General features: G+C 70.7%; 24 protein-coding genes. 6 read left to right on the top strand and 18 right to left on the bottom strand.

Annotation, left to right across the window (positions count from 1 at the left end; genetic code table 11):
• Positions 1–359: 359 nt before the first annotated feature.
• Complete coding sequence (locus PIR02_07805) at positions 360–1373, bottom strand: aldo/keto reductase family protein (GenBank protein WZH38568.1); 1014 nt, start codon at positions 1371–1373, stop codon at positions 360–362.
• A 111-nt stretch (positions 1374–1484) separates the two neighbouring features.
• Between PIR02_07805 and PIR02_07800 the strand changes: the two genes are divergently transcribed.
• Positions 1485–2858, top strand: coding sequence for a glutamate decarboxylase (locus PIR02_07800; GenBank protein ID WZH38567.1), 1374 nt, complete (start codon positions 1485–1487; stop codon positions 2856–2858).
• Between the two features lie 19 nt (positions 2859–2877).
• Here PIR02_07800 and PIR02_07795 read toward each other — a convergent pair whose 3' ends face one another.
• The 11 genes from PIR02_07795 to PIR02_07745 form a co-directional block, all read right to left on the bottom strand.
• Positions 2878–4500, bottom strand: a complete 1623-nt coding sequence (locus PIR02_07795) for an ABC transporter ATP-binding protein (GenBank protein WZH38566.1) — start codon at positions 4498–4500, stop codon at positions 2878–2880.
• A complete protein-coding gene (locus PIR02_07790) occupies positions 4497–5084 on the bottom strand; it encodes a transcriptional regulator (GenBank protein WZH38565.1) in 588 nt (195 codons plus the stop codon). Before PIR02_07790 ends, PIR02_07795 begins: the two co-directional genes overlap by 4 nt.
• A complete protein-coding gene (locus PIR02_07785; protein WZH38564.1) occupies positions 5081–6607 on the bottom strand; it encodes a serine hydrolase in 1527 nt (508 codons plus the stop codon). The genes PIR02_07790 and PIR02_07785 overlap by 4 nt, the downstream gene beginning before the upstream one ends.
• Before the next feature lie 2 nt (positions 6608–6609).
• A complete protein-coding gene (locus tag PIR02_07780) occupies positions 6610–7500 on the bottom strand; it encodes an ABC transporter permease (protein ID WZH38563.1) in 891 nt (296 codons plus the stop codon).
• On the bottom strand, positions 7493–8425 hold the full coding sequence (locus PIR02_07775; GenBank protein WZH38562.1) for an ABC transporter permease: 933 nt from the start codon (positions 8423–8425) through the stop codon (positions 7493–7495). Before PIR02_07775 ends, PIR02_07780 begins: the two co-directional genes overlap by 8 nt.
• On the bottom strand, positions 8422–9762 hold the full coding sequence (locus tag PIR02_07770) for a M14 family zinc carboxypeptidase (protein ID WZH38561.1): 1341 nt from the start codon (positions 9760–9762) through the stop codon (positions 8422–8424). Before PIR02_07770 ends, PIR02_07775 begins: the two co-directional genes overlap by 4 nt.
• Positions 9763–9822: 60 nt before the next feature.
• The gene (locus PIR02_07765) at positions 9823–11400 is read right to left on the bottom strand and encodes an ABC transporter substrate-binding protein (GenBank protein ID WZH38560.1); all 1578 of its coding nucleotides are present in this window, start codon (positions 11398–11400) and stop codon (positions 9823–9825) included.
• 173 nt (positions 11401–11573) lie between these two features.
• Entirely contained in the window at positions 11574–12194 is a 621-nt protein-coding gene (locus PIR02_07760; GenBank protein ID WZH38559.1) for a response regulator transcription factor, read from the bottom strand.
• Complete coding sequence (locus tag PIR02_07755; GenBank protein WZH38558.1) at positions 12191–13378, bottom strand: histidine kinase; 1188 nt, start codon at positions 13376–13378, stop codon at positions 12191–12193. The genes PIR02_07760 and PIR02_07755 overlap by 4 nt, the downstream gene beginning before the upstream one ends.
• A complete protein-coding gene (locus tag PIR02_07750) occupies positions 13378–14181 on the bottom strand; it encodes an ABC transporter permease (protein ID WZH38557.1) in 804 nt (267 codons plus the stop codon). The genes PIR02_07755 and PIR02_07750 overlap by 1 nt, the downstream gene beginning before the upstream one ends.
• Entirely contained in the window at positions 14178–15053 is an 876-nt protein-coding gene (locus PIR02_07745) for an ABC transporter ATP-binding protein (GenBank protein WZH38556.1), read from the bottom strand. The genes PIR02_07750 and PIR02_07745 overlap by 4 nt, the downstream gene beginning before the upstream one ends.
• A 153-nt stretch (positions 15054–15206) precedes the next feature.
• On the opposite strand from PIR02_07745, the gene PIR02_07740 reads away from it, so the two are divergent.
• From PIR02_07740 to PIR02_07725, 4 genes are all read left to right on the top strand, one after another.
• Positions 15207–16640 (top strand): four-carbon acid sugar kinase family protein, encoded by a 1434-nt coding sequence (locus PIR02_07740; GenBank protein WZH38555.1) that lies wholly within the window; start codon positions 15207–15209, stop codon positions 16638–16640.
• A 32-nt stretch (positions 16641–16672) separates the two neighbouring features.
• Positions 16673–17569, top strand: coding sequence for an NAD(P)-dependent oxidoreductase (locus tag PIR02_07735; protein ID WZH38554.1), 897 nt, complete (start codon positions 16673–16675; stop codon positions 17567–17569).
• A gap of 35 nt (positions 17570–17604) precedes the next feature.
• Positions 17605–19038 carry a GntP family transporter gene (locus tag PIR02_07730; GenBank protein WZH38553.1) on the top strand — a complete coding sequence of 478 codons (1434 nt, stop codon included), beginning with the start codon at positions 17605–17607 and terminating at the stop codon, positions 19036–19038.
• 77 nt (positions 19039–19115) lie between these two features.
• On the top strand, positions 19116–19838 hold the full coding sequence (locus PIR02_07725; protein WZH38552.1) for an FCD domain-containing protein: 723 nt from the start codon (positions 19116–19118) through the stop codon (positions 19836–19838).
• A 27-nt stretch (positions 19839–19865) separates the two neighbouring features.
• On the opposite strand, the gene PIR02_07720 is transcribed toward PIR02_07725, so the two are convergent.
• The 6 genes from PIR02_07720 to rlmN form a co-directional block, all read right to left on the bottom strand.
• Positions 19866–20639, bottom strand: coding sequence for an NAD(P)-binding domain-containing protein (locus PIR02_07720; GenBank protein ID WZH38551.1), 774 nt, complete (start codon positions 20637–20639; stop codon positions 19866–19868).
• A gap of 36 nt (positions 20640–20675) precedes the next feature.
• Entirely contained in the window at positions 20676–21437 is a 762-nt protein-coding gene (locus PIR02_07715) for an IclR family transcriptional regulator (GenBank protein WZH38550.1), read from the bottom strand.
• Positions 21438–21458: 21 nt separating this feature from the next.
• Entirely contained in the window at positions 21459–22055 is a 597-nt protein-coding gene (locus PIR02_07710; GenBank protein WZH38549.1) for a methyltransferase, read from the bottom strand.
• A gap of 29 nt (positions 22056–22084) precedes the next feature.
• Positions 22085–22363, bottom strand: coding sequence for a hypothetical protein (locus tag PIR02_07705; protein WZH38548.1), 279 nt, complete (start codon positions 22361–22363; stop codon positions 22085–22087).
• A gap of 25 nt (positions 22364–22388) precedes the next feature.
• Positions 22389–23735 (bottom strand): TRAP transporter large permease subunit, encoded by a 1347-nt coding sequence (locus tag PIR02_07700; protein WZH38547.1) that lies wholly within the window; start codon positions 23733–23735, stop codon positions 22389–22391.
• 145 nt (positions 23736–23880) lie between these two features.
• On the bottom strand, positions 23881–25188 hold the full coding sequence (gene rlmN / locus PIR02_07695) for a 23S rRNA (adenine(2503)-C(2))-methyltransferase RlmN (protein ID WZH38546.1): 1308 nt from the start codon (positions 25186–25188) through the stop codon (positions 23881–23883).
• A 366-nt stretch (positions 25189–25554) separates the two neighbouring features.
• Here rlmN and PIR02_07690 point away from each other — a divergent pair, with 366 nt between their 5' ends.
• Positions 25555–26463: a PRD domain-containing protein gene (locus tag PIR02_07690; protein ID WZH38545.1), complete on the top strand. Its 909-nt coding sequence runs from the start codon at positions 25555–25557 to the stop codon at positions 26461–26463.
• The last annotated feature ends 76 nt before the right edge of the window (positions 26464–26539 follow it).

The following is a 26539-nucleotide window of genomic DNA, read 5'->3' as shown; positions in this document are numbered from 1 at the left end:
CGCGCACGGTCCGAACCGGACGTAGACGCCGCCGAGACCGCAGTCGTTTGTCGAAGCCGCACTCGTTGGGGCTCAATCGCGTGCGTCTTCGACGATCCGATGCGGTCTCACCACGCCCGTCCGGCGCCCCCGGCCCCGCCGCGCTCACGCGCGCCGAGATCACACGATCCGCACGACGTGACACGCAAATGCCGCGAACTGCGTGTGATCTCGCGCGGATCGTGTGACCTCGCGGCCCGCACGGGTGCACCGCGCCGGGTCGCCCCACCTCCGGCCCGTCCGCCCGCCGCCCGGACACGCCGCCGGCCGGGCACGCGAAAGCGGGCCGGGCGCACGCGCCCGGCCCGCCCCGCAAAGCCTCAGACCAGGCGCTGCTTCGGCGACACGTCGTACGTGTTCTCGGGGTCGGAGAACACCGCGTCGCCCAGGGCCTCGTCAATCGCGGCGAGGGTGTCGGCATCGAGGGTCACGCCCGAGGCCTTCACCGTGTCGGCGAGCTGCTCGGGACGGGAAGCGCCCACCAGGGCCGCGGCGATGTTCGGGTTCTGCAGCACCCACGCGATCGCGAGCTGCGGCATGGCGAGCCCCGCCTCGTCGGCGATGGGCTTGAGTCGCTGCACGGCCTCGAGGGTGTCGTCGTTCAGGAACCGCTTGATGAAGTTCGCGCCGCTCTTCTCGTCGGTCGCGCGAGAGCCCTCGGGCACCGGCTGGCCGGGCAGGTACTTGCCGCTCAACACGCCCTGGGCCATGGGCGACCAGACGATCTGCGAGATGCCGAGCTCTTCGCTTGCCGGCACGACCTTGCCCTCGATCACGCGCCACAGCATCGAGTACTGCGGCTGGTTCGAGATGAGCTGGATGCCGAGCTGCTTCGCGAGCGCGTGCCCCTCGCGCAACTGCTCGGCGGTCCACTCGGACACGCCGATGTAGAGTGCCTTGCCCTGTCGGACGACGTCGGCGAACGCCTGGAACGTCTCCTCCAACGGGGTCTCGTAGTCGAAGCGGTGCGCCTGGTAGAGATCGACGTAGTCGGTGCCGAGGCGCTTCAGCGACCCGTTGATCGAGTCCAGGATGTGCTTGCGGCTGAGTCCGGTGTCGTTCGGGCCCATCGGGCCGGTGGGGAAGTACACCTTCGTGAAGATCTCGAGCGACTCGCGCCGCTGCCCCTCGAGGGCCTGGCCGAGCACCGTCTCGGCCGCCGTGTTGGCGTACGTGTCGGCGGTGTCGAACGTCGTGATGCCCGCGTCGAGAGCGGCGTGCACGGTCTTGATCGCGGCGTCGTCACCGACCTGCGAGCCGTGGGTCACCCAGTTGCCGAGGGTGATCTCCGAGATCCTGAATCCACTGTTTCCGAGGTAGCGATAACCGACCATCCCTCCACGCTAGACCCGACCGCCGACACCGGGGCCGTGGCATCCGGACCGGCGTTCTGTCAGGCTCGGTGCGAGCGCGCCATCGGCGCCGCCACGAGGGAGGCCACCCCCATGACCCACCGATCCGACGACGCTCTGACGCCCGTCTTCGACTGCGCCGGAGAGGCCTCTCGCCGCCCGCGCGACCGCTTCCCGCGCACCCCGGAGCTCCCCGAGACGGCGTATCAGATCGTGCACGACGAGATGATGCTCGACGGCAACGCGCGCATGAACCTCGCGACCTTCGTCAGCACCTGGATGGACGAGCACGCCGACCGGCTCTACGCCGACGCGTACGACAAGAACATGATCGACAAGGACGAGTATCCGCGCACCGCCGAGATCGAGCGCACGTGCTGGCGCATGCTCGCCGACCTCTGGCACGCCCCGGCCGTCGACGGCGCGGCGGGCACCTCCACGATCGGCTCCTCGGAGGCCTGCATGCTCGGCGGACTCGCGCTCAAGCGCCGCTGGCAGCACGCCCGCCGCGCCGCGGGGGCCTCGACCGAGAAGCCCAACCTCGTCATGAGCAGCGCGGTACAGGTGTGCTGGGAGAAGTTCTGCAACTACTGGGATGTCGAGGCCCGGTACATCCCCGTCACCGACGAGCACCCCGTCTTCGACGGCCACGACCTCGCCGACTACGTCGATGAGAACACGATCGGCGTCGTCGCGATCCTCGGGGTGACCTACACGGGGGCGTACGAGCCCGTGGCATCCATCTCCGAGGCTCTGGATGCCATCGAGCAGGCCACCGGACTCGACATCGCGATCCACGTCGACGGCGCCTCGGGCGCGATGGTCGCGCCGTTCCTGCGGCCCGAGCTGGTGTGGGACTTCCGCCTCGAGCGCGTGCACTCCATCTCGACGTCGGGCCACAAGTACGGCGGCGTGTACCCCGGGGTGGGATGGATCGTCTGGCGCGAGGAGAGGTGGCTGCCGGAAGACCTCGTGTTCCGCGTGAGCTACCTCGGCGGCGACATGCCGACCTTCGCGCTGAACTTCTCACGCCCCGGAGCCCAGGTGCTGCTGCAGTTCTACCTGTTCCTCCGCCTGGGCTTCGAGGGCTACGCCACCGTGCAGCGGGGTCTGCAGAAGGTCGCGCTGCACCTCTCGCACGGGATCGGCGCGATGGGGCCGTTCGAGCTGGTGAGCGACGGCAGCGACCTGCCGGTGTTCGCGTGGCGCATGCGTTCCGGGTACACCGAGAACTGGAACCTGTACCACCTGTCCGACCGGCTGCGCATGCACGGCTGGCTCGTGCCGGCCTACCCGCTGCCCGACGACATGTCCGAGCGCACGGTGCAACGGATCGTCGTGCGCGCGGGGCTGAGCCTCGACCTCGCTGACGATCTGCTGGACGACATCCGCACCGAGGTCGCCTATCTCGACAAGCTGCAATCCCCGATGCCCATGGAGGGCACGGGCCCGGGTTTCCACCACTGAGCGCGCGGGGCGCGGGATCTCAGGCGGCGGCGGAGCGACGCCTCGCCTGCTCGCGCGGATCGGGGACGGGGACGGCGGCGATGAGCGCCCGCGTGTACTCCTCGCGCGGGGAGGTGAGCACCTCGCGGCGCGTCCCCTCCTCAACGATCCGGCCGCGTTGGAGCACGACGACCCGGTCGCTCAGCTGATCGACGACCGCGAGGTCGTGGCTGATGAACAGGCACGCGAACCGCAGCTCCTGCTGCAGCCGACGCACCAGGTCGAGGACGGTCGCCTGCACCGACACGTCGAGCGCCGACGTCGGCTCGTCGGCCACCAGCAGCCGCGGCTCGAGCGCGATGGCCCGCGCGATCGCGACGCGCTGCCGCTGACCGCCCGACAGCTCATGCGGAAAGCGGCCGGCCCAGGATGCCGGGAGCTCGACGTCCGACAGCAGCGCGGCGACCCGCGCCTCCCGCTCGCGTGCCGAGAGCGACGTGTGCGCCCGCAGCGGCTCGGCGATCGAGGCCCCGATACTCATGCGGGGGTCGAGTGCCGCTGTGGAGTTCTGGAACACGACGCCGACCGACCTCTTGACCGCGAGCGACTCCGCGCGGCGGGCGGTGCGAAGATCGACGCCGTCGATGAGCACGCGACCCGAGGTGATCGGGGCAAGCCCCAACGCGCACATGCCGATGGTGCTCTTACCCGATCCCGACTCGCCCACGAGAGCCGTCGTGTGCCCGCGAGCGATCCGGAGGCTCACATCGTCGACGGCCGTGAGGGCTCGCGTCCCGCGCCCGTAGACGACCGTCAGCCCCTCCACGTCGAGCACGGGCTCTCCTTCCGCTTCCGCCCCGATGCGCTCCGACGTGCCCAGGCGCGGAACGGCGGACAGCAGCTCGCGCGTGTACGGCGCCGACGGTGCGTCGAAGATGCGCTGCACGTCGGCGCGTTCTTGCACCTCGCCACGACGCAGCACCACGACGCTGTCGGCCATGTCGGCGACCACTCCCATGTCGTGCGTGATGAGCAGCATGGCGGTGCCGGTGCGCTCGCGCAGCCGCCGCATCACGTCGAGCACCTCGCGCTGCACGGTGACGTCGAGCGCGGTCGTCGGCTCGTCGGCGATGATCAGCTCCGGGTCGCAGGCCAGGGCCATCGCGATCATGACGCGCTGGGCTTGACCCCCCGACAGCTGGTGCGGATACGAGCGCACGCGGGCGGCGGCATCCGGGATCTCCACCATCGTCAGCAGCTCCACCACGCGGGCCCGCCGAGCGGCGCGATCCATCGCGGGTCGGTGCACGCGCAGCACCTCGTCGATCTGATGACCGATGGGGAAGACGGGGTCGAGGGCGTTCATCGGGTCCTGGAAGACGACCGCGATGCGCGAGCCGCGGATCGCGTTCAAGCGGTTCTCGTCGAGCGCGAGAAGGTCGACGCCTGCGAACAGCGCGGTGCCGCGCACGCGCGCCCGCTCGGGCAGCAGCCCCACGAGGGCGAGAGCGCTGACGCTCTTGCCCGAGCCCGACTCGCCCACGAGCGCGACGATCTCGCCGCGGCCGACCGTCAGGTCGAGTCCCGAGACGGCGACGACGTCTTCGCCTCCGACGTCGAAGACGACCTCGAGCCCGGTGACCTCCAGGACGGGCGCAGTCACGAGCCCGGCTCCCGGTCGGGGGCGTCGGCGGGCGTCGCGGTCGCCTCGGGAGCTGCGGCGGTCGCGTCGGCGGCGAGGGTGCTGTCGCGGTACTCCTGCCATTCGGCCAGCATCTTGCGGTGGTGCCCGACGAGCCACGTCATGTAGCGCAGGGCGTTGGTCAGGCGCGTCCGCGGCCGCGACGCGTCCTCGGGGAGCACGTCGAGACCGAACTCCAGGGTCGAGTTGATACGGCGGACATAGTCGCGCTCGCCGGCGAGGAAGCCGCCCCAGACGTCGTCCTCGGTGCGGAAGTAGTGGCTGCGATCGCCCGGGATGGCGTGCCTCTTGAGGAAGCCGAGGTTCACCAGGGCCCGGGTCGACATCGACACCGCGCCGGCGCTCGCCTGCAGCAGATCGGCGATGCGGGCCGAGGAGAGGTACGGCTCGTCGACGATCAGCAGCAGCGCGAGCACACGCCCCTCCATTCGCGGGTTGCCCGCGGCGCCCCACGCGTACGCGAAGTCCTCCACGAACGCGCTCACGGCCTCGTCGAGCACGCCGGCGGGAGCGTCAGCGGGCGTGCGGCGTTCGGCATCCGTCACAGGGCCATCCCCTTCAGCAGCTCCGACGGCTGCTCCGTCGACAGAGCGTAGCGATAGCGGTCGAAGGGCCACATCGACATGCCACTCAACCGGATCGAGACGACCTCGCCCGCGGCATCTCGCTCCACGCTCACGGGCTCTCCGCTCGCCCCGAAGCTCGCGCGCGCCGGCAGACGCAGGGCACCGTCGGCGTCGACGTCGAGCACCTCGGCGGAGCGGGCCGGATCGGGGTCGGCCGGGTGCAGCACCACGGTGGCACCACCGAGGTCGACGAGGTCGGCTACGCTCCACATGCTCGCGAAGCGCCCCGTGATCTCGGCCTCGCCCGGCTCGCGGTCGAGGTGGGCGAGGGCCAGGCGCAGGATGCCGACGGCCCCCGTCGCGAGCACATCGGCGGGCCCGTCGATGGCGTTGGTCAGCACGCTCACGACGATGTCGTCGTCGAGGTCGAGCCACGTGCGCGTGATATGGCCGGGGTAGCCCCCGCTGTGGCCGATGAGTGCCACGCCGTCGAGGTCGCGCACGTCGAAGCCGAGCCCGTAGTGCCGCAGGACGCCGGCGTGCTCGATGTCGGACTCCCGCCGCTGCAGCAGCCGCTTCGACGCGTCCGAGACGAGCGTGTCGTCGCCGGGGGTGTGCGCGGCGAGGTACGCCGACAGGTCTCGCGCGGTGCCGAACCATCCGGTCGCCGCCGCCATGGCGCGCGTGTCGACGTGCGGGATCACGCGCCGCGGCGCGCCCGCCTGGAGCGCCGCGCTGTGACCGGCGGCGAAGTCGTCGGCGCGGTCGGCATCCCATTCGGGTCCGAGATCATCGAGCCCGAGCGGTCGCACGATGTTGTCGACGACGTAGTGCGCGTACGAGACCCCCGCCGCCGCCTCGATCACGAGGCCCAGCAGCGAGTACCCGACGTTGGAGTACTTGAAGTGCTCGTTCGGGGCGAACACCCGCCCCTCCTCCGCCGCCATGCGGAGGATCTCGGCCCGGTCGGGGAAGGGCAACCCGCGCTGCCAGAAGTCGGCCACGACGCCGTCGCGGATGACGCCGCCCTGGTGCCCGAGGAGCTCGCGCACGGTGACTCCGCCCACCTCGGCATCCGCCAGGTCGGGCAGCCATCGCGACAGCGGGTCGTCGAGGCGCAGCGCACCGCTCTCGACCAGCTGCAGGACGGCCGTCGCGGTGAACGTCTTGGAGTGGGAGGCGATGCGGAAGAGGTGCTGCGTGGTCAGGGGCTCCGACGTCGCGGCGTTCGCGACACCCCAGGCCTCGTCGAGCAGCAGCTCGCCGCGGTGGCGGATCGCGACCTGGATGCCGGGGACCCCCCGCAGCTCGTGCTGGAAGCCGATCCACTGGGCGACGTAGGCGGCGCCCGCGCGGAGGAGGGCGTCGCGCCGGGCGGCCACGGCTTCCGATGTCGCCGCGGTGTCCCCGAGCGTCGACGCGGACCCGAGCGCGGTGGCGGGGGCGTCCGGGGCGGTGGCGTCGGTCAGCGTCGCGGCGGGGGCGGAGGAAGGGGTCGACACGGTCAGCGTCCTTTCGGGTCGAGGGCGTCGCGCACGGTGTCGCCCAGGGTGATGAGCGCCAGCACGGTGATGCTGAGGAAGAGCGCGGGGAACAGGAGCATGTGGGGGGCCGTGCCGACGTACGACTGCGCGTTCGCCAGCTGCAGGCCCCACGAGATCGTCGGGGCGCGCAGCCCCACCCCCAGGAAGGTCAGTGTCGACTCGGCGACGATGACGCTCCCGACGAAGGTGGCGGCGATGGCGAGCACGGGTCCGATCGCGTTGGGAAGCACGTGGCGGAGGACGATCTGCACGGGCGACAGCCCGATGACCGATGCCGCGCGAACGTAGTCCGTTCCGCGGACGCTGCGCACGGCACCCCGTACGAGCCGGGCCATGGTGGGCCAGGAGAAGAAGGCGAGGACCAGCGAGACGAGCACGGGGTCGGGCTTGCCGAGGCTGTTCAGCACGATGATCGCGCCCAGGATGAACGGGAATCCGAGGAAGACGTCGGTCAGGCGCGAGATGATCGTGTCGGCGATCCCGCCCGCGTACCCGGCGATGGTGCCGAGCACGATGGCGACGACGAGGCACAGCGCGGTGGTCAGCAGACCGATCGACAGCGACGTGCGAGTCCCGAAGACGACGTTCGCGTAGATGTCGCACCCCTGCAGGTCGGTTCCGAAGGGATGACCCGGGCCGGGCGGCAGGGCGCTGTCGACAAGGTCGCACGCGCGCGGGTCGCCACCGCCGAACAGCATCGCGATCGAGCCGGGAGCGATGGCGATCAGTCCCAGGACGGCCAGGACGACGACGGGCGCCCAGAAGGTCACCCGTCGACGCAGCACCGACCACAGGCCGCGGCTGACGAGGATCGGCTGGTCGGGTGCGGTGGCGGCGATCATCTCAGACATGGCGGATCCTCGGGTCGAGGGCGGAGTTGACGAGGTCGACCAGCAGGCTCAGAGCCAGGAAGATGAGGATCAGCGTCGTCCCGACTCCCACCACGGTAGGCCCCTCGTGCGTGCGGATGGCGGTGAACAGCAGCTGCCCGATCCCGGGGAGGTTGAACACGCCCTCGACCACGACGGCCCCGCCGAGCAGGTACCCCAGGTCGATGGCGACGAAGGTGAGGACGGGCGCGACGGAGTTGCGCATCACGTGCGTACCCACGATCGTGCGACGCGGCACGCCCTTGGCCCGCAGCGTCCGCACGAAGTCGGACTGGAGCGTGTCGATGACACTGCCGCGCATGAGGCGCGCGATGGCGGCGAGGCCGAAGATCGCGATCACCGATGCCGGGAGGATGTATGCCGTCGGCCATCCCGCGGTCGCCCCGGCGATGGGCAACCACTTCAGCTGGAGGCCGAAGATCAGCTGTGCCCCCACCGCGACGACGAAGATCGGGATCGAGGTCGCCAGGATCGTGGTCAGGAGCACGCCGCGATCGATCCAGCTGTTCTTGCGCAATCCCGCCACGAGGCCCAGGAGCACCCCGAGGACGACCTCGATCACCCACGCCGTCAGGGCCAGCGTGATCGTCACCGGCCAGCGCGCCGCCATCCGGTCGGCCACCGGCACGCCGTCGAAGGTGGTGCCCAGGTCGCCCGTGAACAGACCGCCGAGGTAGCGCAGGTACTGCAGGAACAGAGGATCGTCGAGGTGGAACTGACGACGAAGTTCGGCGACCACCGCGGGTGGGAGCGGGCGGTCACCGCCGAGAGCCGCGATCGGATCTCCCGGAAGCGCCCACACCATCGCGTAGATGATGAAGGTGACGCCGAGGAAGACGATGCCGACCTCGAGCAGGCGGCGCCCCGTGGCGCGTGCGAACCTCACGCGGTCACCGCCGCGCGGGCCGCCGCGAGGACCGCGTCGAGCTGCACGCCGACCAGGTCGGCCAGAGGAAGAGCGCGAAGCGACACCCGTTCCGCCTCGGTCACCCACTCCTCGTACACGGGCCGGAACGCATCGCGTTCCCGACGCACGGTGTCGTGGGCGACGCCCGCCGCGCACTCGACCTCGAGCGCCCGCAGGAGCATGCCCCCGAACCGCAGCCGGAAGGACCGAACGGCATCCTCGTTCGAGAACACCTCCGCCCGCGTCGCGATGCGGTCGACGACCAGGCGCCGTGCCCGCTCGCCTTCCGCGTCGGCGAGGGCCGTCATGAGCGGCGCGAAGGCCCGCGCACCGCGCAGCATCGGGCTCGGGATGCTCAGGTGCGCGTCGACGCGTGAGAGGGCATCCGTGAGGGTGTGACCGAGCGCCCGCAGCTTCTCCGCGCGATCCTGGACGACGAGTCGGTACGAGACCCCGCTCGGTCCGTCGTCGACGACGTCGTCGTGCGTCCAGTACGGCAGCTCGGCGACCATGATCAGCGTGCCGTAGCGCTGCAGGTAGTCGGCAGATCCACCCCCGGATGCCTCCGCGAGGGGGTCGAGTCCGAGCCCCTCGAGGTAGTCGTATCGCTCCGCGACGGTCGGACAGCGGAACACGGCGTCGCCCAGGCGCACGAGGTCGGGCGACTCGGGCTCGCCGTTGTCGAGCGGCAGGCCGTGGCGCGCGGGAATCGCCGACAGCTCGCGGACCAACGCCTGGTCGTCGCGGTTCACGTAGAAGTACACCCCGCCGACCTCGGCATTGTGCAGACCGACGAACAGGGCCGGCTCGACCTCGTCGAAGAGGTCGGCGAGCGCCCGGGTCTCGGGGAGCACCCGGTCGAAGTGCAGCCGCTTGTAGGAGAGGGGGAAGCTCCACTCGACCTGTTCATCGGGGGCCGGCCGGTAGAAGGCCCGCCCGTACGAGCCGCGATCGCCGGGAGCGGCGAACCAGCCCTCGTTCAAGCGGGTGCCGTCGGGGTCGATGCACGGCACGATGTGGAACGTCATCCCGAGTTCTCGGCGCAGTCCCTCGTCGGCGATGAGCCGCTCGGCGAGGGCGAGGGCGGTGTGGAAGCCGATCGGCTCGTTCGGGTGCACGCCCCCGGCGATGACGGCGTGCGCGGGCCCGCCGCCGATCTCGTACACGGCGATGGGCTCACCCAGCCGCGACGAGCCCAGGATGCGGCGGCGCACCAGGTGCGGCGCCCTCTCGGACAGAGCGAGGAACGCCGCCTCGAGGGCGTCGACCGTGGGAAAGCCCGTGAGTGCGGGCGGCGGGACGGTGAGTGAAGGCATGGGGATTCCGTGGATCGACGGCCGGCGCGCGGTGGGGGCTCCGCGCGCCGGCCGAGAGGGTCAGCGCAGCTGGATCGCGCGGTAGGTCGGGTTGCCCACCGGCGAGCTCACGAGATCGGCGACGCGCTCCGAGGTGACGTACGAGTACGTCTCGTTGAACAGCGGCACCGCCGGGAACTCCTTCTGGATGATGCTCTGGACGTCGGCGTAGGCCGTTCCGTCACCCGTCAGGTCGGCATCGGCCGTCTGCATGGCCGCGCTCACCTCGGGGCTGTAGAACGGGATGCAGTTGGCGCACCCGCCGCCCTCGATGAAGAACACCCGCAGCGTCGCCTGCTGGCTCGGGTACAGCGCACCCCAGCGCGAGAAGAACGGGCCGGCGAGGCTGGCATCCGTCCGCTTCTGCAGGAACTCGGCCCAGTCCGCGGTGGGGGTGGCCGTCGCGTCGATGCCGAGGTTCTGGCGCAGCTGATTGGCGATCGCCTCGTAGAGCGGGTCGAGTCCCCCGCCGCCCGGGTAGGTGATCTCGAGTGGGCCGCTGAAACCGCCGGCCTCGGCGAGCAACGCCTTGGCCGCGTCGGGGTCGTAGTCGCAGTACTCGCCGCAGATCCCCGTCGGCGTCCCGGGCTCGATCGCCGGGGTCCACGCGGTGGCCGGGGTGTACGTGCCGCCGTAGATGCGATCGATGATCGTCTGACGGTCGATCGCCATCGACAGGGCCTGACGCACGCGCACATCCTGGTACTGCGCGTTCCACAGGGGCAGGCCGAGGAACGAGATACCGGGTGCCTCGAACGAGTAGAGGCGGTCGCCGAAGTCGCTGCCGGCCTGGAGGAGGCGGCTCGCCGGCACGCCCGCGACGTCGAGGTTGCCCGCGAGCACGTCGGTGTAGGCGGTCTCGGAGTCGGTGTACGGCACGAAGGTGATCTCGTTCACCGTCGGGGCCTCGCCCTTGAACCCGTCGTAGGCCGACACCGTGATCGGCTCGTTCTCGACGTAGTCTCCCGTCATCTGGAACGGTCCGTTGCCCACCGGGTGCGTGTTGTACGCGTCGAAGTCCGACAGCGCCGACTCGGGCATCGGGAAGAACGCGGTCTGCGCCTGCGTGACCTGCAGCGGGAACTGGCCGTCGGGGCTGACGAGCTTCACCGTGAAGGTGAGGTCGTCGACGACGGTCAGGCCCGACATCGTGGTGGTCGTGGGCGTGCCGTCGGCGGGGTTGAGATCGGTGTATCCGACGATGGATGCCAGCTGCCCCGAGTTCTCGAAGGCGTTGGGTCCGTACGCGACGGCGTTCCAGGAGTCGACGTAGCTCTTCGCCGTGACGGGGGTCCCGTCGTGGAAGGTCCATCCGTCGCGGAGTGTGATCGTCCAGGTCTGGGCGTCGTCCGACTCGATGGACTCGGCTTGTACGTTCTGCAGAGTGCCGTCGGACTGGAGGAAGGCCAGCGGAGACCAGACGGCCATGTTGAAGTCGTAGGCGACGGACTGCCGGCCGGGGATGAGTTGCTGCGGGTCGGTGACGGCCACGCGGATGGATGCGTCGGTGGAGCCGGTGTCGCCACCGCCACCGCCGGAGCAGCCGGCGAGCGCGAGCGCGCCGGCGACCAGCACGGCGAGCGCGATTCTTCTCTTCATCAGGAGCCTCTCGGGAAAGGGCGGCGTTCCGCGCCCAAGGTGGGATGCAGGTGGAACTGCGCCCAGAGAACACCCGTGTCGCTCTACGGTCAATGAGAAACGTTCAGAAGTTTCAGTGAGAGATGAAAATTTAACCGCGGGGAAACACCGCTCACCGCGCCGGCGTCGCTCCCTCAGAGGATGCCGAGCTCCATCGCGCGCGTCACGGCACGCGTGCGGTCGGCGACGTCGAGCTTCGCGAAGGCCTTGAGCAGGTGCGTCTTCACCGTCGCCTCGCCGAGATGCAGCCGCCGCCCGATCTCACGGTTGCTCAGCCCCTGGGCGACGTGACCCAGCACCTCGACCTCGCGCGCGGTGAGCACGGGCGCCTCCGGCGGGCGACCCGTGCGCGCGACCAGGACCCGGGCGACGCTCGGCGCGAGAGCGACCTCTCCCGCGGCCACGGCACGGATCCCCGCGAGCAGCTCCGCCTCGGGCGCGGCCTTCAGCAGGTACCCGGCCGCACCGGCCGCGATCGCCCGCATGATGACGTCGTCGCTCTCGTAGGTCGTGAGCACGATCACCCGCGCCGACGGCACGCTCTCGCGCAGCAGCGCCGTGGCCTCGTCACCGTCGCGGCGCGGCATCCTCATGTCCATCAGCACGACGTCGGGGCGCTCCGTCTCGACGACCGCCACCGCCTCGACCCCGTCGGCGGCGACCCCCACGACGACGATGTCGTCGGCGGTCTCCAGGATGCCGGTGAGCCCGGCGCGCACGATCGGATGATCGTCCACGATCACGACGCGGATCATGACCCCACCGTCTCACGCGGCACGCGCGCGGTCAGCACGACCGCACCCGGGCTGCCGTCGACGTGCAGCTCGCCCCCGAGCGACGCGAGCCGCGCTCGAAGCCCCTCGAGTCCGAAGCCCTCCACCCGGGCGGACGGATCGAAGCCCACGCCGTCGTCGGCGACACGCAGCTCCACGGCGTCGCCCGCATCGACGAGGGCGACCTCGATGCGCTGAGCCCCCGAGTGGCGGCGGGCATTCGACAGCCCCTCCTGTGCGCAACGCAGCAGAGCGACCTCGCTCTCCCGATCGAGCGCGCCGACGGTATCCGTCCGCACCGCGATGTCGCGGTCGGACTCGCGCGCGATCCGCGAGACGAGGACCTTCAGCGCCTCGGCCAGCCCCTGGCCGCGTGACACCGGGGCGCCCGCTGCGACGAGGGTGCGGGTCTCGGCGAGCGCCTCGCGCGCCGCCTCCTCCACCAGGGCGAGGGTTGCATCGGCGAGCACGCCCGCTGCCAGGTCGCGCCGTCCGCGCTGGGCGAGCAGCACGGTGCCCGCGAGAGTCTGGGCGATCGTGTCGTGCAGCTCAGCGGCCAGGCGCTCCCGCTCGGCGACGACGCCGGCGTCGCGGTGCAGCACGGCGACCTCGTCGTGCGCGGCGGTCAGCCGGTCGAGCAGGGCCTGCGTCTCGACGCCGTGCTGGTACACGGCGGTGAACCACAGCCCCAGGCCCAGGTTGCCCGCGAACGACATCGCCTGGATGAGGGCGGCCCGTCCCCAGGTGTCTGCATCGCCGCCCCAGGCCAGCGCGACGAGCACGAGCAGGGTGGATGCCGCGGTCCAGGCGATGGCGGTCAGCCGGGACGAGGAGATCACCCACAGCAGGGGATACGAGGCGAACTGCAGCATCGCGACCCAAGGGACCGCGGCCACGGCCGTCGGCACGAGGATGACGGCCGACACCGCCACGACGGTGGCGAGGACCGGCGAGCCTTCGTCGTCGAGCACGCGCGGCAGAGCCGCCAGCACGATCGCCGCGTGCACGGCGACGGCTCCGAGAGCGATGCCCGCCGACGACCACGGGACCACGCCCGAGACGGCCGACACGACGACGATGGCCACCCCCACGACGCCGGCGACACCGTACGCGAGCGACCACCCCCGCACGACGGAGGTCCCGGCATCCGGTGTCGAGCCGGCCATCACGCATCCTTCCGGATCCAGCGGAACGTCGCCCGCACGAACGCGAGCCCCCCGACCAGCCACAGCAGCGTCACGAGGAGGATCAGGGGGTGATCCCACGTCCCCGACGACTCGGCGGCGGCGAAACCCTCGGGCAGGAACACCGAGCGGAAGCCCTGCGCGAGCCACTTCAGCGGGAACACGCTCGCGACGTTCTGCATCCATTCGGGCAGGCTCGCGAAGTTGATGTAGACGCCCGAGATGAACTGCAGCAGCAGCACGATCGGGACCACGACGGCGGTGGCCGTTCGTCCCGTCCGCGGCAAGGCCGAGAGGCCGATCCCGAGGATCGCGCAGGTCGTCGCGCCGAGCACGAACACCCACGCGAACGTCAGCCAGCGCTCCGGCTCGGTCGGCAGCGGCACACCGAAGAAGACCGCGGCCACCACGATCAACAGCACCGACTGCAGGAAGCCGGTGACGAGCACCTGTCCGAGCTTTCCGATGAAGTACGACACCGGGCTGAGCGGCGTCCCGCCGAGACGCTTGAGCGTGCCGTCACCGCGTTCCATGGCGATGTCGACCGCCATGTTCTGCAGCCCCGAGAGCAGGACGCCGGCGGCAAGCATCGCGGGGAGGTAGAACTCGGGGGCGGAGATCTCCGCCCCGGGCGGGCCGAACGTCGAGCCGCTGAACGCGACCGAGAAGATCAGCAGGATCATCACCGGGAACAGGAACGTGAAGAACACCGAGTCGCCCTGGCGGAAGTACGACCGCACCTCGAAGGCGACACGCGCGGCCCCGAGCCGCAGCACGCGGCTCACGCCGCACCTCCCGCGGCGGCCGTGCGACGCTCGTCGGCACCCAGGAACGACAGGTACACGTCTTCGAGGCTCGGACGCACGACCTCGAGCCTCTCGGGTTCACCGTGCCGCGCGTACAGAGCGGCGACGACGGCCCCAGGATCGTCGGTCCGCTCCTCGCGGATCCCTCCCCCCTCGCGCCAGCGCACGACGGGGACCCGCGCCGCGGGCCCGCCCAGCTCGTCGATCCGCCCCACGGATGCCACTTCGCCACCGACGAGGATCGCGGCACGCTCCGACAGCTCGGCGGCCTCGTCGAGGTAGTGCGTGGTCAGCAGGATCGTGGTGCCCTCGTCCTGCAGCATCCGGATGAGGTCCCAGAACTGCCGCCGTACCTCGGGGTCGAAGCCGGTCGTCGGCTCATCGAGGAACAGCAGTTCGGGGCGGCCGACGATGCCGAGCGCGACGTCGACGCGGCGACGTTGACCGCCCGAGAGCTTGCGCACGGGCACCTTCGCCTTCTCGCTCAGGCCGACCGCCGCGATGACCTCGTCGACGTCGCGCGGGTGCGGGTAGAACGAGGCGAAGTGCGCGAGCAGTTCCCGGACGCTCGCGGTGGGCGCCTCGCCGGTGTTCTGCAGCACGATGCCGAGCCGCGCCTTCCAGTCCGGGCCCCCGCGGTGCGGGTCGACGTCGAGCACGCTGACCTCGCCGCTCGTGCGATCGCGGTAGCCCTCGAGAATCTCGATGACCGTGCTCTTGCCGGCACCGTTCGGGCCGAGCAGGGCGAATGTCTCGCCCCGGCGGATGTCGAAGCTCACCCCGCGCAGGGCTTCGAGGCCTCCGCGGTAGGTCTTGCGCAGGTTCTCCACGCGGACGACGTTCTCGCTCATGCCCTCAGTCTGACCGCGCGCGGCCTCGCCGGGAACGACGGTCAGGTTGATGCGGCATCCACCGTTCGGTGGAGGGGCTTGGCATCCGCTCCCGTAAGCCATATGATGGCTGACGCCTGACCACTGACGGTCGACCCACGAAGGAGTGAGACCATGCACGAAGCGACCGCCCTCCGCGCGTTCCCCGCCCCCCTGACCGTGAGCGCCGCCGACGTGTACGCCGCCTCCGAGGCGCTGGGATCCCGCCTCGTCGTCCTCGACGACGACCCCACCGGAACGCAGTCGGTCGCCGATCTGCCCGTCCTCACCCGCTGGGGCGTCGACGACTTCGCCGCCGTGTTCGCCACCGACGCCCCCGCCGTCTACGTGCTGACCAACGCCCGCAGCCTCGGCGAACGCGACGCCCGTGCGCGCAATCTCGACGTGGCGCGCAACGCGCTGGCCGCGGCGACAGCGGCGGGCGTCGACGTCGAGTTCGTCAGCCGGGGAGACTCGACCCTGCGCGGACACTTCCCCCTCGAGACCGACGCCCTCGCCGAGGCCATCGCCCTCGCCGGCGGCGCACCGGTCGACGGCGTCGTCATCATCCCGGCCTTCCCCGATGCCGGGCGGGTCACCGTCGGCGGCGTCCACTACATGCGCGACGGCGAGAACCTGCGGCCGATCGGCGAGACCGAGTTCGCGCGCGACGCCACCTTCGGCTACCGCAGCTCGGAGCTCGCCGCTTGGGTCGACGAGAAGTCGGGCGGTCGCTACCCCGCCGACGCCGTCATCACCCTCGACCTCACGACCATCCGCGCGGGTGCCGCCGCGGTGGCGGACGCGATCCAGGATGCCGCCGACCGCACGCCCATCGTGTGCGACGTCGTGACCGAGGACGATCTGCGTCTCATCTCCCTCGGTCTGATCGAGGCGCGTCGGCGCGGCAAGACATTGCTCTCGCGCGTCGGCCCGCCGTTCGTGCGCGCCCGCATCGGCAGCGAACGGCGCGAGCCCCTCACCGCCGCCGAGATCTTCCCCGACGGCGGCCCCGACCGGGGCGGTCTCATCGTGGTCGGCTCGCACGTCGCCGTGACCACCCGGCAGCTCTCCCGATTGCGAGAGACGCACCACGACGTGACCGACATCGAGATCGACGTCGCCCGCGTGCTCGAGGCCGCCCCCGGGTACCTCGGCGAGATCGCCGACCGCATCGTGCGCGAGGTCGACCGCGGGGACGTCGTCGTCAGCACCACCCGTACCGTGACGACCGCACGGACCGCGGACGAGAGCCTCGAGATCGCGCGCACCGTCTCGGCCGCCGTCGTCGAGGTCGTGAGCACTGTCATCTCGCGCACCACGCCACGCTTCGTCGTGGCCAAGGGCGGCATCACCTCCAGCGACGTCGCGGCACACGGCCTCTCGATGCACCGGGCCACGGTCCGAGGGCCCATGCTGCCCGGGATCATCTCGCTCTGGGAGCCCGCCGACGGCCCGGCCACCGGCATCCCCTACGTCGTGTTCGCAGGCAACGTCGGCGACGACGACGCCCTCGCCCACGTCGTGTCCACCCTCACCCGAACCCCCGCGGCCGTCCCCGGCCGCTGACCCTCACCTCCGCAAGCGAAGGAGCTTCCCGCATGACCACCTCCACCGTCGCCGTCCTGGGCCTGGGCGCCATGGGCCTGCCCATGGCCACGCGCCTGGCCACCGGGCTCACCGTTCACGGCTTCGACATCGCCCCCGCCCGCCTCGCCCTCGCCGAGGAGCAGGGCGTGACGCCCTTCCCCTCCGCCCGCGCCGCCGTCGCCGAGGCCGACGCCGTGCTGCTCGCCGTGCGCGACCAGTACCAGCTCGACGAGGTGCTGTTCGGCGAGACGGGCATCGCCGACGCCCTGCGCCCCGGCTCCGTCGTCATCCTCACCAGCACCGTCGGCACCGCCGGCATCCGTCCCGTCGCCGAGCGCCTCGCCGACCTCCACATCGACCTCGTCGACGCGCCCCTCTCGGGCGGACCCGTCCGCGCCGGGCAGGGCGACCTGCTCATCGTCGTGGGCGCCTCGCCCGCCGCGCGAGAGAAGGCCGCCCCCGTGCTCGAGCTGTTGGCATCCACCCTCACCGTCGTGGGCGACAACGCCGGAGACGGTCAGGCCCTGAAGACCGTGAACCAGCTGCTGTGCGGCGTGCACATCGCCGCCGCGGGAGAAGCCCTCGCCCTCGCCGATGCGCTGGGCCTGGACCCAGAGAGGACGCTCGAGGCGCTGATGGGGGGTGCCGCGGCGTCGTTCATGCTCGGCAACCGTGGCCCGCGCATGCTGCAGGCCTACGACGACGAGGGCGCCGAGGTGTTGAGCGCCCTCGACATCTTCGTCAAGGACATGGGGATCGTCGGCGACGCCGCACGCCGCGTGGGCCTTCCCACCCCCGTCGCCGCCGCAGCGGAGCAGCTCTACCTCACCGGTCGTTCACAGGGCCTCGGATCGAACGACGACTCCGCCGTCATCCGCGCGGTCGCACCGTCCCGTCGTCGCGGCTGACGACACCTCTCATCGAGATCGAAGGAGATCCCGCCATGCTTCCCATCCTCACGGCCGACACACCACCCATCGCCCCGGCGGTGGAATTCGGCACGGGCCCCTTGCTCGCCATCGCCGCGGCCGGCATCGCGCTGCTGCTCGTGCTCATCATCCTGTTCAAGGTCCACGCGTTCGTCGCGCTGCTCATCACGAGCGTCGTCGTGGCGATCTCGGCACAGATCCCCGCCGGCGACGTCTTCACCCTCGTCGCGAACGGTGTCGGCTCGACGATGGGCAAGGTGCTCATCATCATCGCGCTCGGCGCGATCCTCGGACGCCTCATCGAGGTATCGGGCGGCGTGCAGCACCTCGCCGAGAGCTTCACCGACCGCCTCGGACCGCGTCGCGTGGCGATCGCCCTGACCATCGTGGCCTTCGTCGTGGCCATCCCGGTGTTCTTCGAAGTCGGCGTCATCGTGCTCGTGCCGATCCTGTACGCCTTCAGCAAGATCGCCGGCGTCAAGCCCATCGTGTTCGGTCTGCCGATGTTCGGGCTCATGCTCGCCGTGCACGTGGCCGTTCCGCCCCACCCCGGTATCGTCGCGGGCGCGGGCGTCTTCGGCGCCGACCTGGGCCTGGTCACCGCCATCGCCCTGCCCATCTGCGCCGTGCTCGGATTCCTGTGCTTCTGGGTCGCACGCATCATGAACCGCACCGAGTACGCCCTCGCCCCGCGCGTGGCCGAACAGATGGCGGAGTTCGGTCAGACCTCGACGGTCATCGAGTCGCGCCGCCCCGACGGCACCGTCATGGCGCCGCCGAGCACGGGCACCGTGATCGGCCTGATCGCGCTGCCGATCGTGCAGATCCTCGTGGGAACGATGCTCTCGCTGAGCCTGCCCGCCGGGTCGACCGGTCGCGGCATCGCGACCTTCGTCGGCACGCCGGCCTTCGCGCTCCTCGTCGCGGTCATCGTGGCCTTCTTCGTGCTGCCCGTCCGCCGCCGCTGGGGCCTCGCGCGCACGAACGAGGTGTTCGAGAGCTCCATGCCGCCGATCGCCTCGATCCTGCTCGTGGTCGCCGGTGGCGGCGTGTTCGGCGCGGTGCTGCAGGCCTCGGGCATCGGCACCGCTCTGTCGGTCACCCTCGAGCACCTCGGCGTGCCCCTGCTGGGTGCGGCCTTCCTCATCACCCTCGCGCTGCGCGCCGCGCAGGGGTCGGCGACGGTCGCGATCGTCACGACGGCGAGCCTGCTGTCGGCCGGTGTCGCCGAGGCCGGTTTCACGCCGATGCAGATCGCCGCGGTCGCCGTCGCCGTGGGCTTCGGATCCCTCGGCCTGTCGATGGTCACCGACGCCGGGTTCTGGATCGTCACGCGCTACCTCGGTCTCACGGTCGCCGACGGCCTGCGCACCTGGACGGTGCTGACGACCATCCTGGGCATCGCGGGCTTCCTGCTGACGTGGGCGGTGTTCGCCGTCGCGGGCTGAGTCGATCCGCACGCACGCCGGGTCGGGGACGGATGTTCCCCGGCCCGGCGATTAGGTTGGAGCGGAAAGGGGATGCCATGGCACGACGTTCACGTGTCGACGAGGTCGTCGACGGGCTGTTCGACGACATCGTCGCGCGCCGCCTCGTCGCCGACCAGGCATTGCCCAGCGAGTCCGAGCTCGGCGAACGCTTCGACGTCAGCCGGGTGACGGTGCGCGAAGCGATCAAGACGCTGCAAGCGCGCGGTGTGGTGCGCGTCGAGAGCGGGCGCGGGTCGTTCGTCCAACCCCTCGCCCGCTGGACCTCACTCAGCGCCATCCTCGCCGCCACCTCCGCAACGGGTGACGCCTCGGCCGCCGAACAGCTCATCGAGCTCCGCCGCATCTTCGAGACGGGCGCCGCGGCCCTGGCCGCCGAGCGTGCCCGACCGGAAGAGGTGGATGCCATCGCCGCCGACCTCGCGGAGATGCGCACCGCTCACGAGGCCGACGACCTGGCATCCTTCGTCGCCGCCGACCTGTCGTTCCACGACCGCATCCTCGCGGCGTCACGGAACCCGTTCCTCACGGTCATGTTCGCCCCGCTCACCGAGGTGCTGTCGGAGCGCCGCGCGCAGACGTCGCGCGTACGCGTGATCCAGCGAAACGCCATCGCCGAGCACGCGCACGTGCTCGAGGCGCTGCGCGTCGGCGACGCCGAGGCCGCGCGCCGCGCGATGGACCAGCACATGCAGCAGACCCTCGACGACCTGCGCGAGCACGTGCTGGACGCGCCGGCCGGCGGAGACTCCGCCCGCTGACGCGTGTCACGCGCGGGCGGACGAGCCTCAGCCCTTGTCGGCGCCCAATCGCTCGAGCACGTGACGCGCGGCATCCGACATCTCGGACGCCACACCCAATGAGCCGAGGTAGTCGACCACCGACTCCATCTCGTGCGCCCGACGCACCGCATGCTTGCGACTGCCCGTCTCGTAGCGGTCCATCTTGGCTTCCGCGTCTCCCGACAGCTGCGCAGCGATCTGCGCCCGCACCCACGACTCGCACCCGGCGGCACGGCCCGCCTCGAGCGCCTCGATGACGACGGCGGCGAGGCTCTTCATGAGAACGCTGCGGAGGAGCTTGCGCGAGGTCGCCGCACCGGCGGGGCCGTCGATGAGCTCGACATCGGCACCGAGACGGCGAAGGACGTCGGCGACGTCGGTCGCGGCCGTCCCGCTGACGATCGTCTCGGTGGCGGCCCCCTTCGCGGGCACGGGTCCGAGGATCGCCACATCCGCGAAGCGCGCGTCGGCGCCCTCGATCAGTCCCGCGACCTCGACCATCACCTTCGGAGACGCGGTGGTGAAGTCGGCGTACACGGCGCCGGCGCGGAGGTGCGGTGCGGCATCCGTCGCGATGCGTGCGCTCAGCGCTGCCCCCGTCAGCACGATCACGAGGTCGCTGGCGGCGACCAGATCGCCGAGCGACCCCGCGCGCTGCACGCCCTCGGGAGTCGGGGTGGGAGCCGGGTCGAACCCCCGCACCTCGTAGCCCGCGTCGACCGCGCCGCGCGCGTAGAGCGAGCCCGCTTCGCCGAGTCCGATGATTCCGATCACGCGCATGTCGTTCCTTTCGAGACGCGCGAGTCGGAACCCGCGCTAGCGACCGACGGCCGCTGCCGCCCGTCGGAGTTCAGACGCCCAGTCGGGCAGGCGCTCGGGATCGGTCGACTCGACCGGTCCCGAGGCGGAGAGAGAGGCGATGACCTCCCCGGTCGAGGAGAACACCGGCACGCTGATGGATGCCACGGCGGTATCGCGCTCGGCCACCGAGATGTGGAAGCCGTTGCGGCGCACGGCCGCGAGGTCGGCATCCAGTCCCTCGGCCGACACCGTGAGGCCGCCGGCGGTCTGCGTCTCGCCGAGGGCGCCCACGATGCGGGAGATCTCGTCGGCCGGGAGGTGGGCGAGGATCGGCTTGCCCGCGCCGAGGTGCAACGCGAGTCGGCGTCCGAGCGGCAGCTGATACCGGAGGGGGTGCTCGCCGTCGACGCGGACGGCGAGGATGCGCTCGTCCCCGCTGCGCACGTACAGCGACGTCGTGAGCTGGGTCGTGTCGGCCAGCTGCTGCAGGTGAGGACGAGCGCGGTTGCTGAGCGCGTCCGTGGAGATGTAGCCGTGCGCCATCCCCAGTGTCGCGACCCCGAGGCGGTACTCGCCGTTGCTGCTGGCGACGAGGTCGCGCCGCTGCAGCACGCCGAGCAGACGAAGAGTCGTCGCGGTCGACAGCCCCGTTCCCCTGCCGAGGTCGACGAGGCGCAGTGGACGATCCGCGCGTTCGAGCATCTCGAGCAGGTCGAGCGCGCGCTCGACGCTGCGCACCGTGGGCTGACCGGACGTGTCTTCACGACTCGAACTCATCCATCTAGTGTGTCGGATCGCTCAGGATGCCAGGATGCCCCGGCGCGTCTCGGCTTCGTCGGCGTTCTTCCGCCGCGCGCGCTCGAGCACGGCCGCTGCCTCCGCGGCGGGGACCACGGCCAGTCCGTCTCGGTCACCCACGACGATGTCGCCCGGACTGACGACGACGCCGCCGAGCGCGATCGGCACCCCGACGCGGAAGGGACCGTTCTTGTAGGGGCCGGCGGGGCTGCTCGCGCGGGCGAACACCGGGAACCCCATCGCCTCGAGGTCGTCGACGTCGCGCACCGCCCCGTCGACGACGAAGCCGACGCAGCCGACCTTGCGCAGGCGCTCCGCGATCAGCTCCCCGATGAGGGCCCGATCGGCGACGCCGTGGCCGTTGACGACGAGCACGGCCCCCGCGGGGACGTGGGCGATCGCCTCGTGGATTCCGGCGTTGTCGCCTCCGGCGACCTCGACGGTGAAAGCCGGACCGGCCACGGTGGCGCCGTTCCAGATGGCGTGGATGCCGGCATCCACGACGCCCAGGCGGTCCATCGAGTCGCCGATGTTGGCGACGGGCAGGTCGGCGAGACCCGCCAGGACGTCACCGTCGACAGGGAGTGAAGGGGTCATGTCACGTATCCGTTCTCGAGGGCCGACGCTCAGTCGGCCGGCTTCCATCCGTGGGCGTACGACAGCAAGAGGGTCCAGATCCCGAGCGCCCCGCCGATGCCGAAGGCCCAGGGGTTCAGCGCATCGGCGACGCCCGCGACGAACGGTCCGTTCCCGATGAGGAGTCCGGCGATCTGCAGCAGCACGAGCACGGTTCCGACGAGGAGCATCGCGGCCAGCAGCACGACGAACACGGGGGTCATCAGGGCGATGGCGCGGCGGCGGACGGGCCCGTGCGGGCTCTCGGCGGGGGTCTTCTCTTCAGACATGGTCTTCTCCGATGAAGGACGCGGGCTAGAACGACACCGGCAGCCAGCCGGGTCCGATGAGGGCGGCGATGGCGAGGATCGGGAGGACGTACCAGACGATCAGCGGCACGAAGGTCTTGACCGGGTTCACCTGGGCGATGCCGGTGGCGATGTAGATCGCCGAGGCGCCGGGAGGCGACGCGCCCTCCGTGGAGGCCGCGACGAGGACGACGCACGCAGCGAGGATCGGATCGACGCCCGACACCATCAGCACGCTGAAGCCGATGCCGCCGATCGTGGCGATCGTCGCGGTCGAGCTCAAGGGCCCCGCGACCAGCACGACCATGACGGCGACGATGACCGACATGACCACCGGCGAGGCGTTCAGTCCGTTGAGCACGGACGAGAGTTGCTCCGCGAGGCCCAGCTCCGTGAGCACGGCGCCACCGGCGAAGGCGAACACGAGGGTCGCGCCGATGTCGCGGTAGCGGGGGGCCGTTCTCGCGATGAAGTCGTACCAGGCACGGCCGCCGCGGGGCAGCCCCTTCCAGCCGAGGATGACGGCGAAGATCATCAGCAGCACGGGAATCCACACGATGACGCTGACGGCATCCATCGTGTCTTCGCCGAGCGACGCGGCAAGCGCGTCGCCGGTCGGCCCGAGGGTCACGGCGACCGGGATCACGATGCCGAGGAAGACCAGCAGCGAGGTCCATCCCTGCCGGAACGATCGGCCGAACGGCAGGATGTCCGCGGCGGCGACGCGGTCGATCTTGTGTCGGCGCACGAAGATGAAGATCACGATCAGACGCCACAGCACGCACCAGCCCGCAGCGGCGAACATCGCCAGCAGGAGCTTGTCGATCGTGACGTAGGGCGCGACGGTCGCGGTGCCGATGAGGATGAAGAACGAGGCGCTCGGCGGGATGACGGTGCCGTTGCCCGCGTTGCCGGCGATCACCGTGGCGGCGACGTGCGGCGGCCAGTTCGACCGCTTCATCCACGGGATGGCGACCGATCCCATCGTCGCCGCGTTCGCGGAACCGGAGTGGGCCACCGAGCCGAAGAGCGCGGAACCGATGGTGGCGACGTACCCGGCACCGCCGCGGAGGCGCCCGAGCATCGAGTTGAGGATGTCGACCTGGCGGTCGATCACGCCGGTGGATGCCAGCAAGAATCCGATGAACGTGAACGCCAGGGCCGCGAAGACGATCTCCTGCGTGAATGCGGCTTCCATACCGACGGCGATGAGGCGGAGGAAGTCCGCACCGCCGAACGCGCAGACCACGAGGAAGCCGACGACCATCGCTTCTCCGATGCCGCGTTTGACGACGACGCTCCAGAGGACGATCACGCCGATGTAGGCGATCAGCGCCCAGACAGCCAAGCCCATAGTGCTCTCCATTGAGGTGTTGGGTTCATCAGGTGAACTAAACGTTCACTTGATGAAACCTAACCCGGCCGTCCCCCATCCGTCAACACCACGGAGAACGACGAACGCCCCCGGCCACAAGGGCCGGGGGCGTTCCGAGAGCGAGTCAGCCGACGGGCGTCGCCGCCGCGGCGACCTCATCTTCTTCCGTCGCCACGAGCTGGCCGCAGGCCCCGTCGATCTCCTTGCCGCGGGTGTCGCGGAGGGTCGTCGGGATGCCGGCGTCGTTGAGGCGCCGCACGAACTCGTTCTGCACGGGCACCTCGGATGCCGTCCAGATCGAGCCCGGGGTCGGGTTCAGCGGGATCGGGTTCACGTGCACCCAGCCACGACCGCGCGCGTTGAGCTTGTCGGCGAGCAGGTCGGCCCGCCACGCGTGGTCGTTCATGTCCTTGATCAGGGCATACTCGATCGACACGCGACGCCCGGTCTTGTCGAAGTAGGCGCGCGCGGCATCCAGGGCTTCGTCGACCTTCCAGCGCGAGTTGACCGGGATGAGCTCGTCGCGGAGGCCGTCGTCGGGCGCGTGCAGCGACAGGGCGAAGGTCACCGGGATGTCCTCGTCGGCCAGCTTCTTGATCGCGGGGACGAGCCCGACCGTCGACACCGTGATACCGCGGGCGCTCATGCCCAGGCCGTGCTCCTTGTCGACCATCACGCGCACGGCCTGCATGACCCGCGCGTAGTTGGCGAGCGGCTCGCCCATGCCCATGAAGACGATGTTCGACACCCGGTCGAGGGAGTGATCGTCGTGCTTCTTGCCACCGAGGCCGCCGGCCGCGATGAGGGCGTTCGCGCGCACGATCTGCTCGATGATCTCGGCCGCCGACATGTTGCGGGTGAGGCCCGCCTGGCCGGTGGCGCAGAACGGGCAGTTCATGCCGCAGCCCGCCTGCGACGACACGCACAGCGTGATGCGGCCGGGGTAGCGCATGAGCACCGACTCGACGAGCGCGCCGTCGTGCAGCTTCCACAGGAACTTGATCGTGTCACCGCGGTCGGTCTCGAGCCGGCGTACCTCGGTGAGCAGCGGCGGGAGCATCCCCGCGACGAGCTCTTCCCGGGTGGATGCCGGAAGGTCGGTCATCTCGGCCGGATCCGACGTGTAGTGCGTGAAGTAGTGCTTCTCGAGCTGCTTCGCGCGGAAGCCGGGGAGCCCGAGCTCCTTCACCTTCTCGACACGCTCGGCGGCGGTGAGGTCGGCGAGGTGCACGGGCGGCTTGCCGCGCTTCGGGCTGGCGAACTGCAGGAGCGGGCGACCGGTCTCGTCCTTGGCCTGCTGCCAGCCCTCGGTTGCGGGGCGCACCTGGCGTCCGGTCTTCGGCTTGGTCTCGCGGACACCGGTGTCGGCTGGGGCCCCCGCGGGGCGCGCCTGCCGGGGCGTGGTGGAGCGCACGGGGGGCTGATCAGTCATGGTTTCCAGGGTACCGGGCGCGCCTGCACCGCGGCTGGGCGCTGCGCGGTCGCTTCGGTTGCCGCACTTCGTCGCCACGAGCACGGCCGCGCGACCAACCACGGCAACTCACACGCGTCACGCCGCCGCCCTCAGTTGCCGCACATCGTCGCCACCACCACAGCCAGGCGACCAACCGCGGCAACTCACGCGCCACGGCGTCCCCAGTTGCCGCACTTCGTCGCCACGAACACGGCCGCGCGACCAACCACGGCAACTCACACGCGTCACGCCGCCGCCCTCAGTTGCCGCACTTCGTCGCCGCCACCACAGCCAGGCGACCAACCGCGGCAACTCACGCGCCAGGGCCGCCCTAAACTGCATCCCATGCCCGGTGCCGGTGACGTCTCCCTCCCGCCCGGCGGCGTGCAGAAGCTGCTGAACAACAACGTCGTCGTGGCGATCGACGCCGACGGCCGCGAGCGCGTGCTGATGGGACGGGGCATCGGATTCCAGCTCAAGCACGAGGGGCGCGTCGACCCGGCCAAGGTCGAGAAGACTTTCGTGCTCGATCAGGGCAGCGACACCGCGCACGCCCAGAAGCTGCTCACCGATGCTCCGTACGCGCTCGTCGAGGCGGTGCTGCACGCCGTCGATCAGGCCGAGCGCGACCTCGGACGCGACCTCGGACGCCGCCTGCCCCTGGCCGTGATCGATCACGTGAACTACGTCATCGAGCGCCTCGACCAGGGCATCCGCATCCCCGGCACCTCGATGCCCGAGCTGCGGATCCTCCACCCCGACGAGTCACGTGCGGCGGAGCGCATGGCGGCCTCGATCGCGGCATCCCTCGATCGTGAGCTTCCGCCGGAGGAGGGCGTGTTCCTCACGATGCACCTGCTCAACGCCACGCGCGACGAGCCGAACGGCACCGCGGCGCTGCTGTTCCGCCGCGTGCAGCACGTCGTGCGCACGGTCGAGACGGGTCTCGGCGTCGCCCTCGACACCGAGAGCCCCGACTACGCGCGGTTCATCCTGCACGTGCGGTTCCTGCTGCAGCGACTCGTGAACCGGGCGATGCTCGCCAGCGGCGACTCGTCGTTCTTCGAGTTCGCGAAGCACCGCTACCCCCGCGCCTTCGGCATCGCCGAGGCCGTGAAGGCCTACGTCTTCGCGGCGACGGGGTCGACCCTCACCGACGAAGAGGTGCTCTACCTCACCGTCCACGTCGAACGTCTGGCGACGAGCCTCGGTCGACCCGACGACAGTGGCGGACCCGACGCGCCGGTGCTATAGTCACCGTCGCAGGGGTCACACCCTGCCGACGTCTTCTGGATTGTTACCGCGCGAGCGGGCAAGACCTGAATCCACA

Source organism: Microbacterium enclense (assembly GCA_038182865.1).
GTDB lineage: Bacteria > Actinomycetota > Actinomycetes > Actinomycetales > Microbacteriaceae > Microbacterium > Microbacterium enclense_B.
Note: the sequence above shows the minus strand (reverse complement) of the source record. Positions and strands in the feature narration are given on the sequence as shown.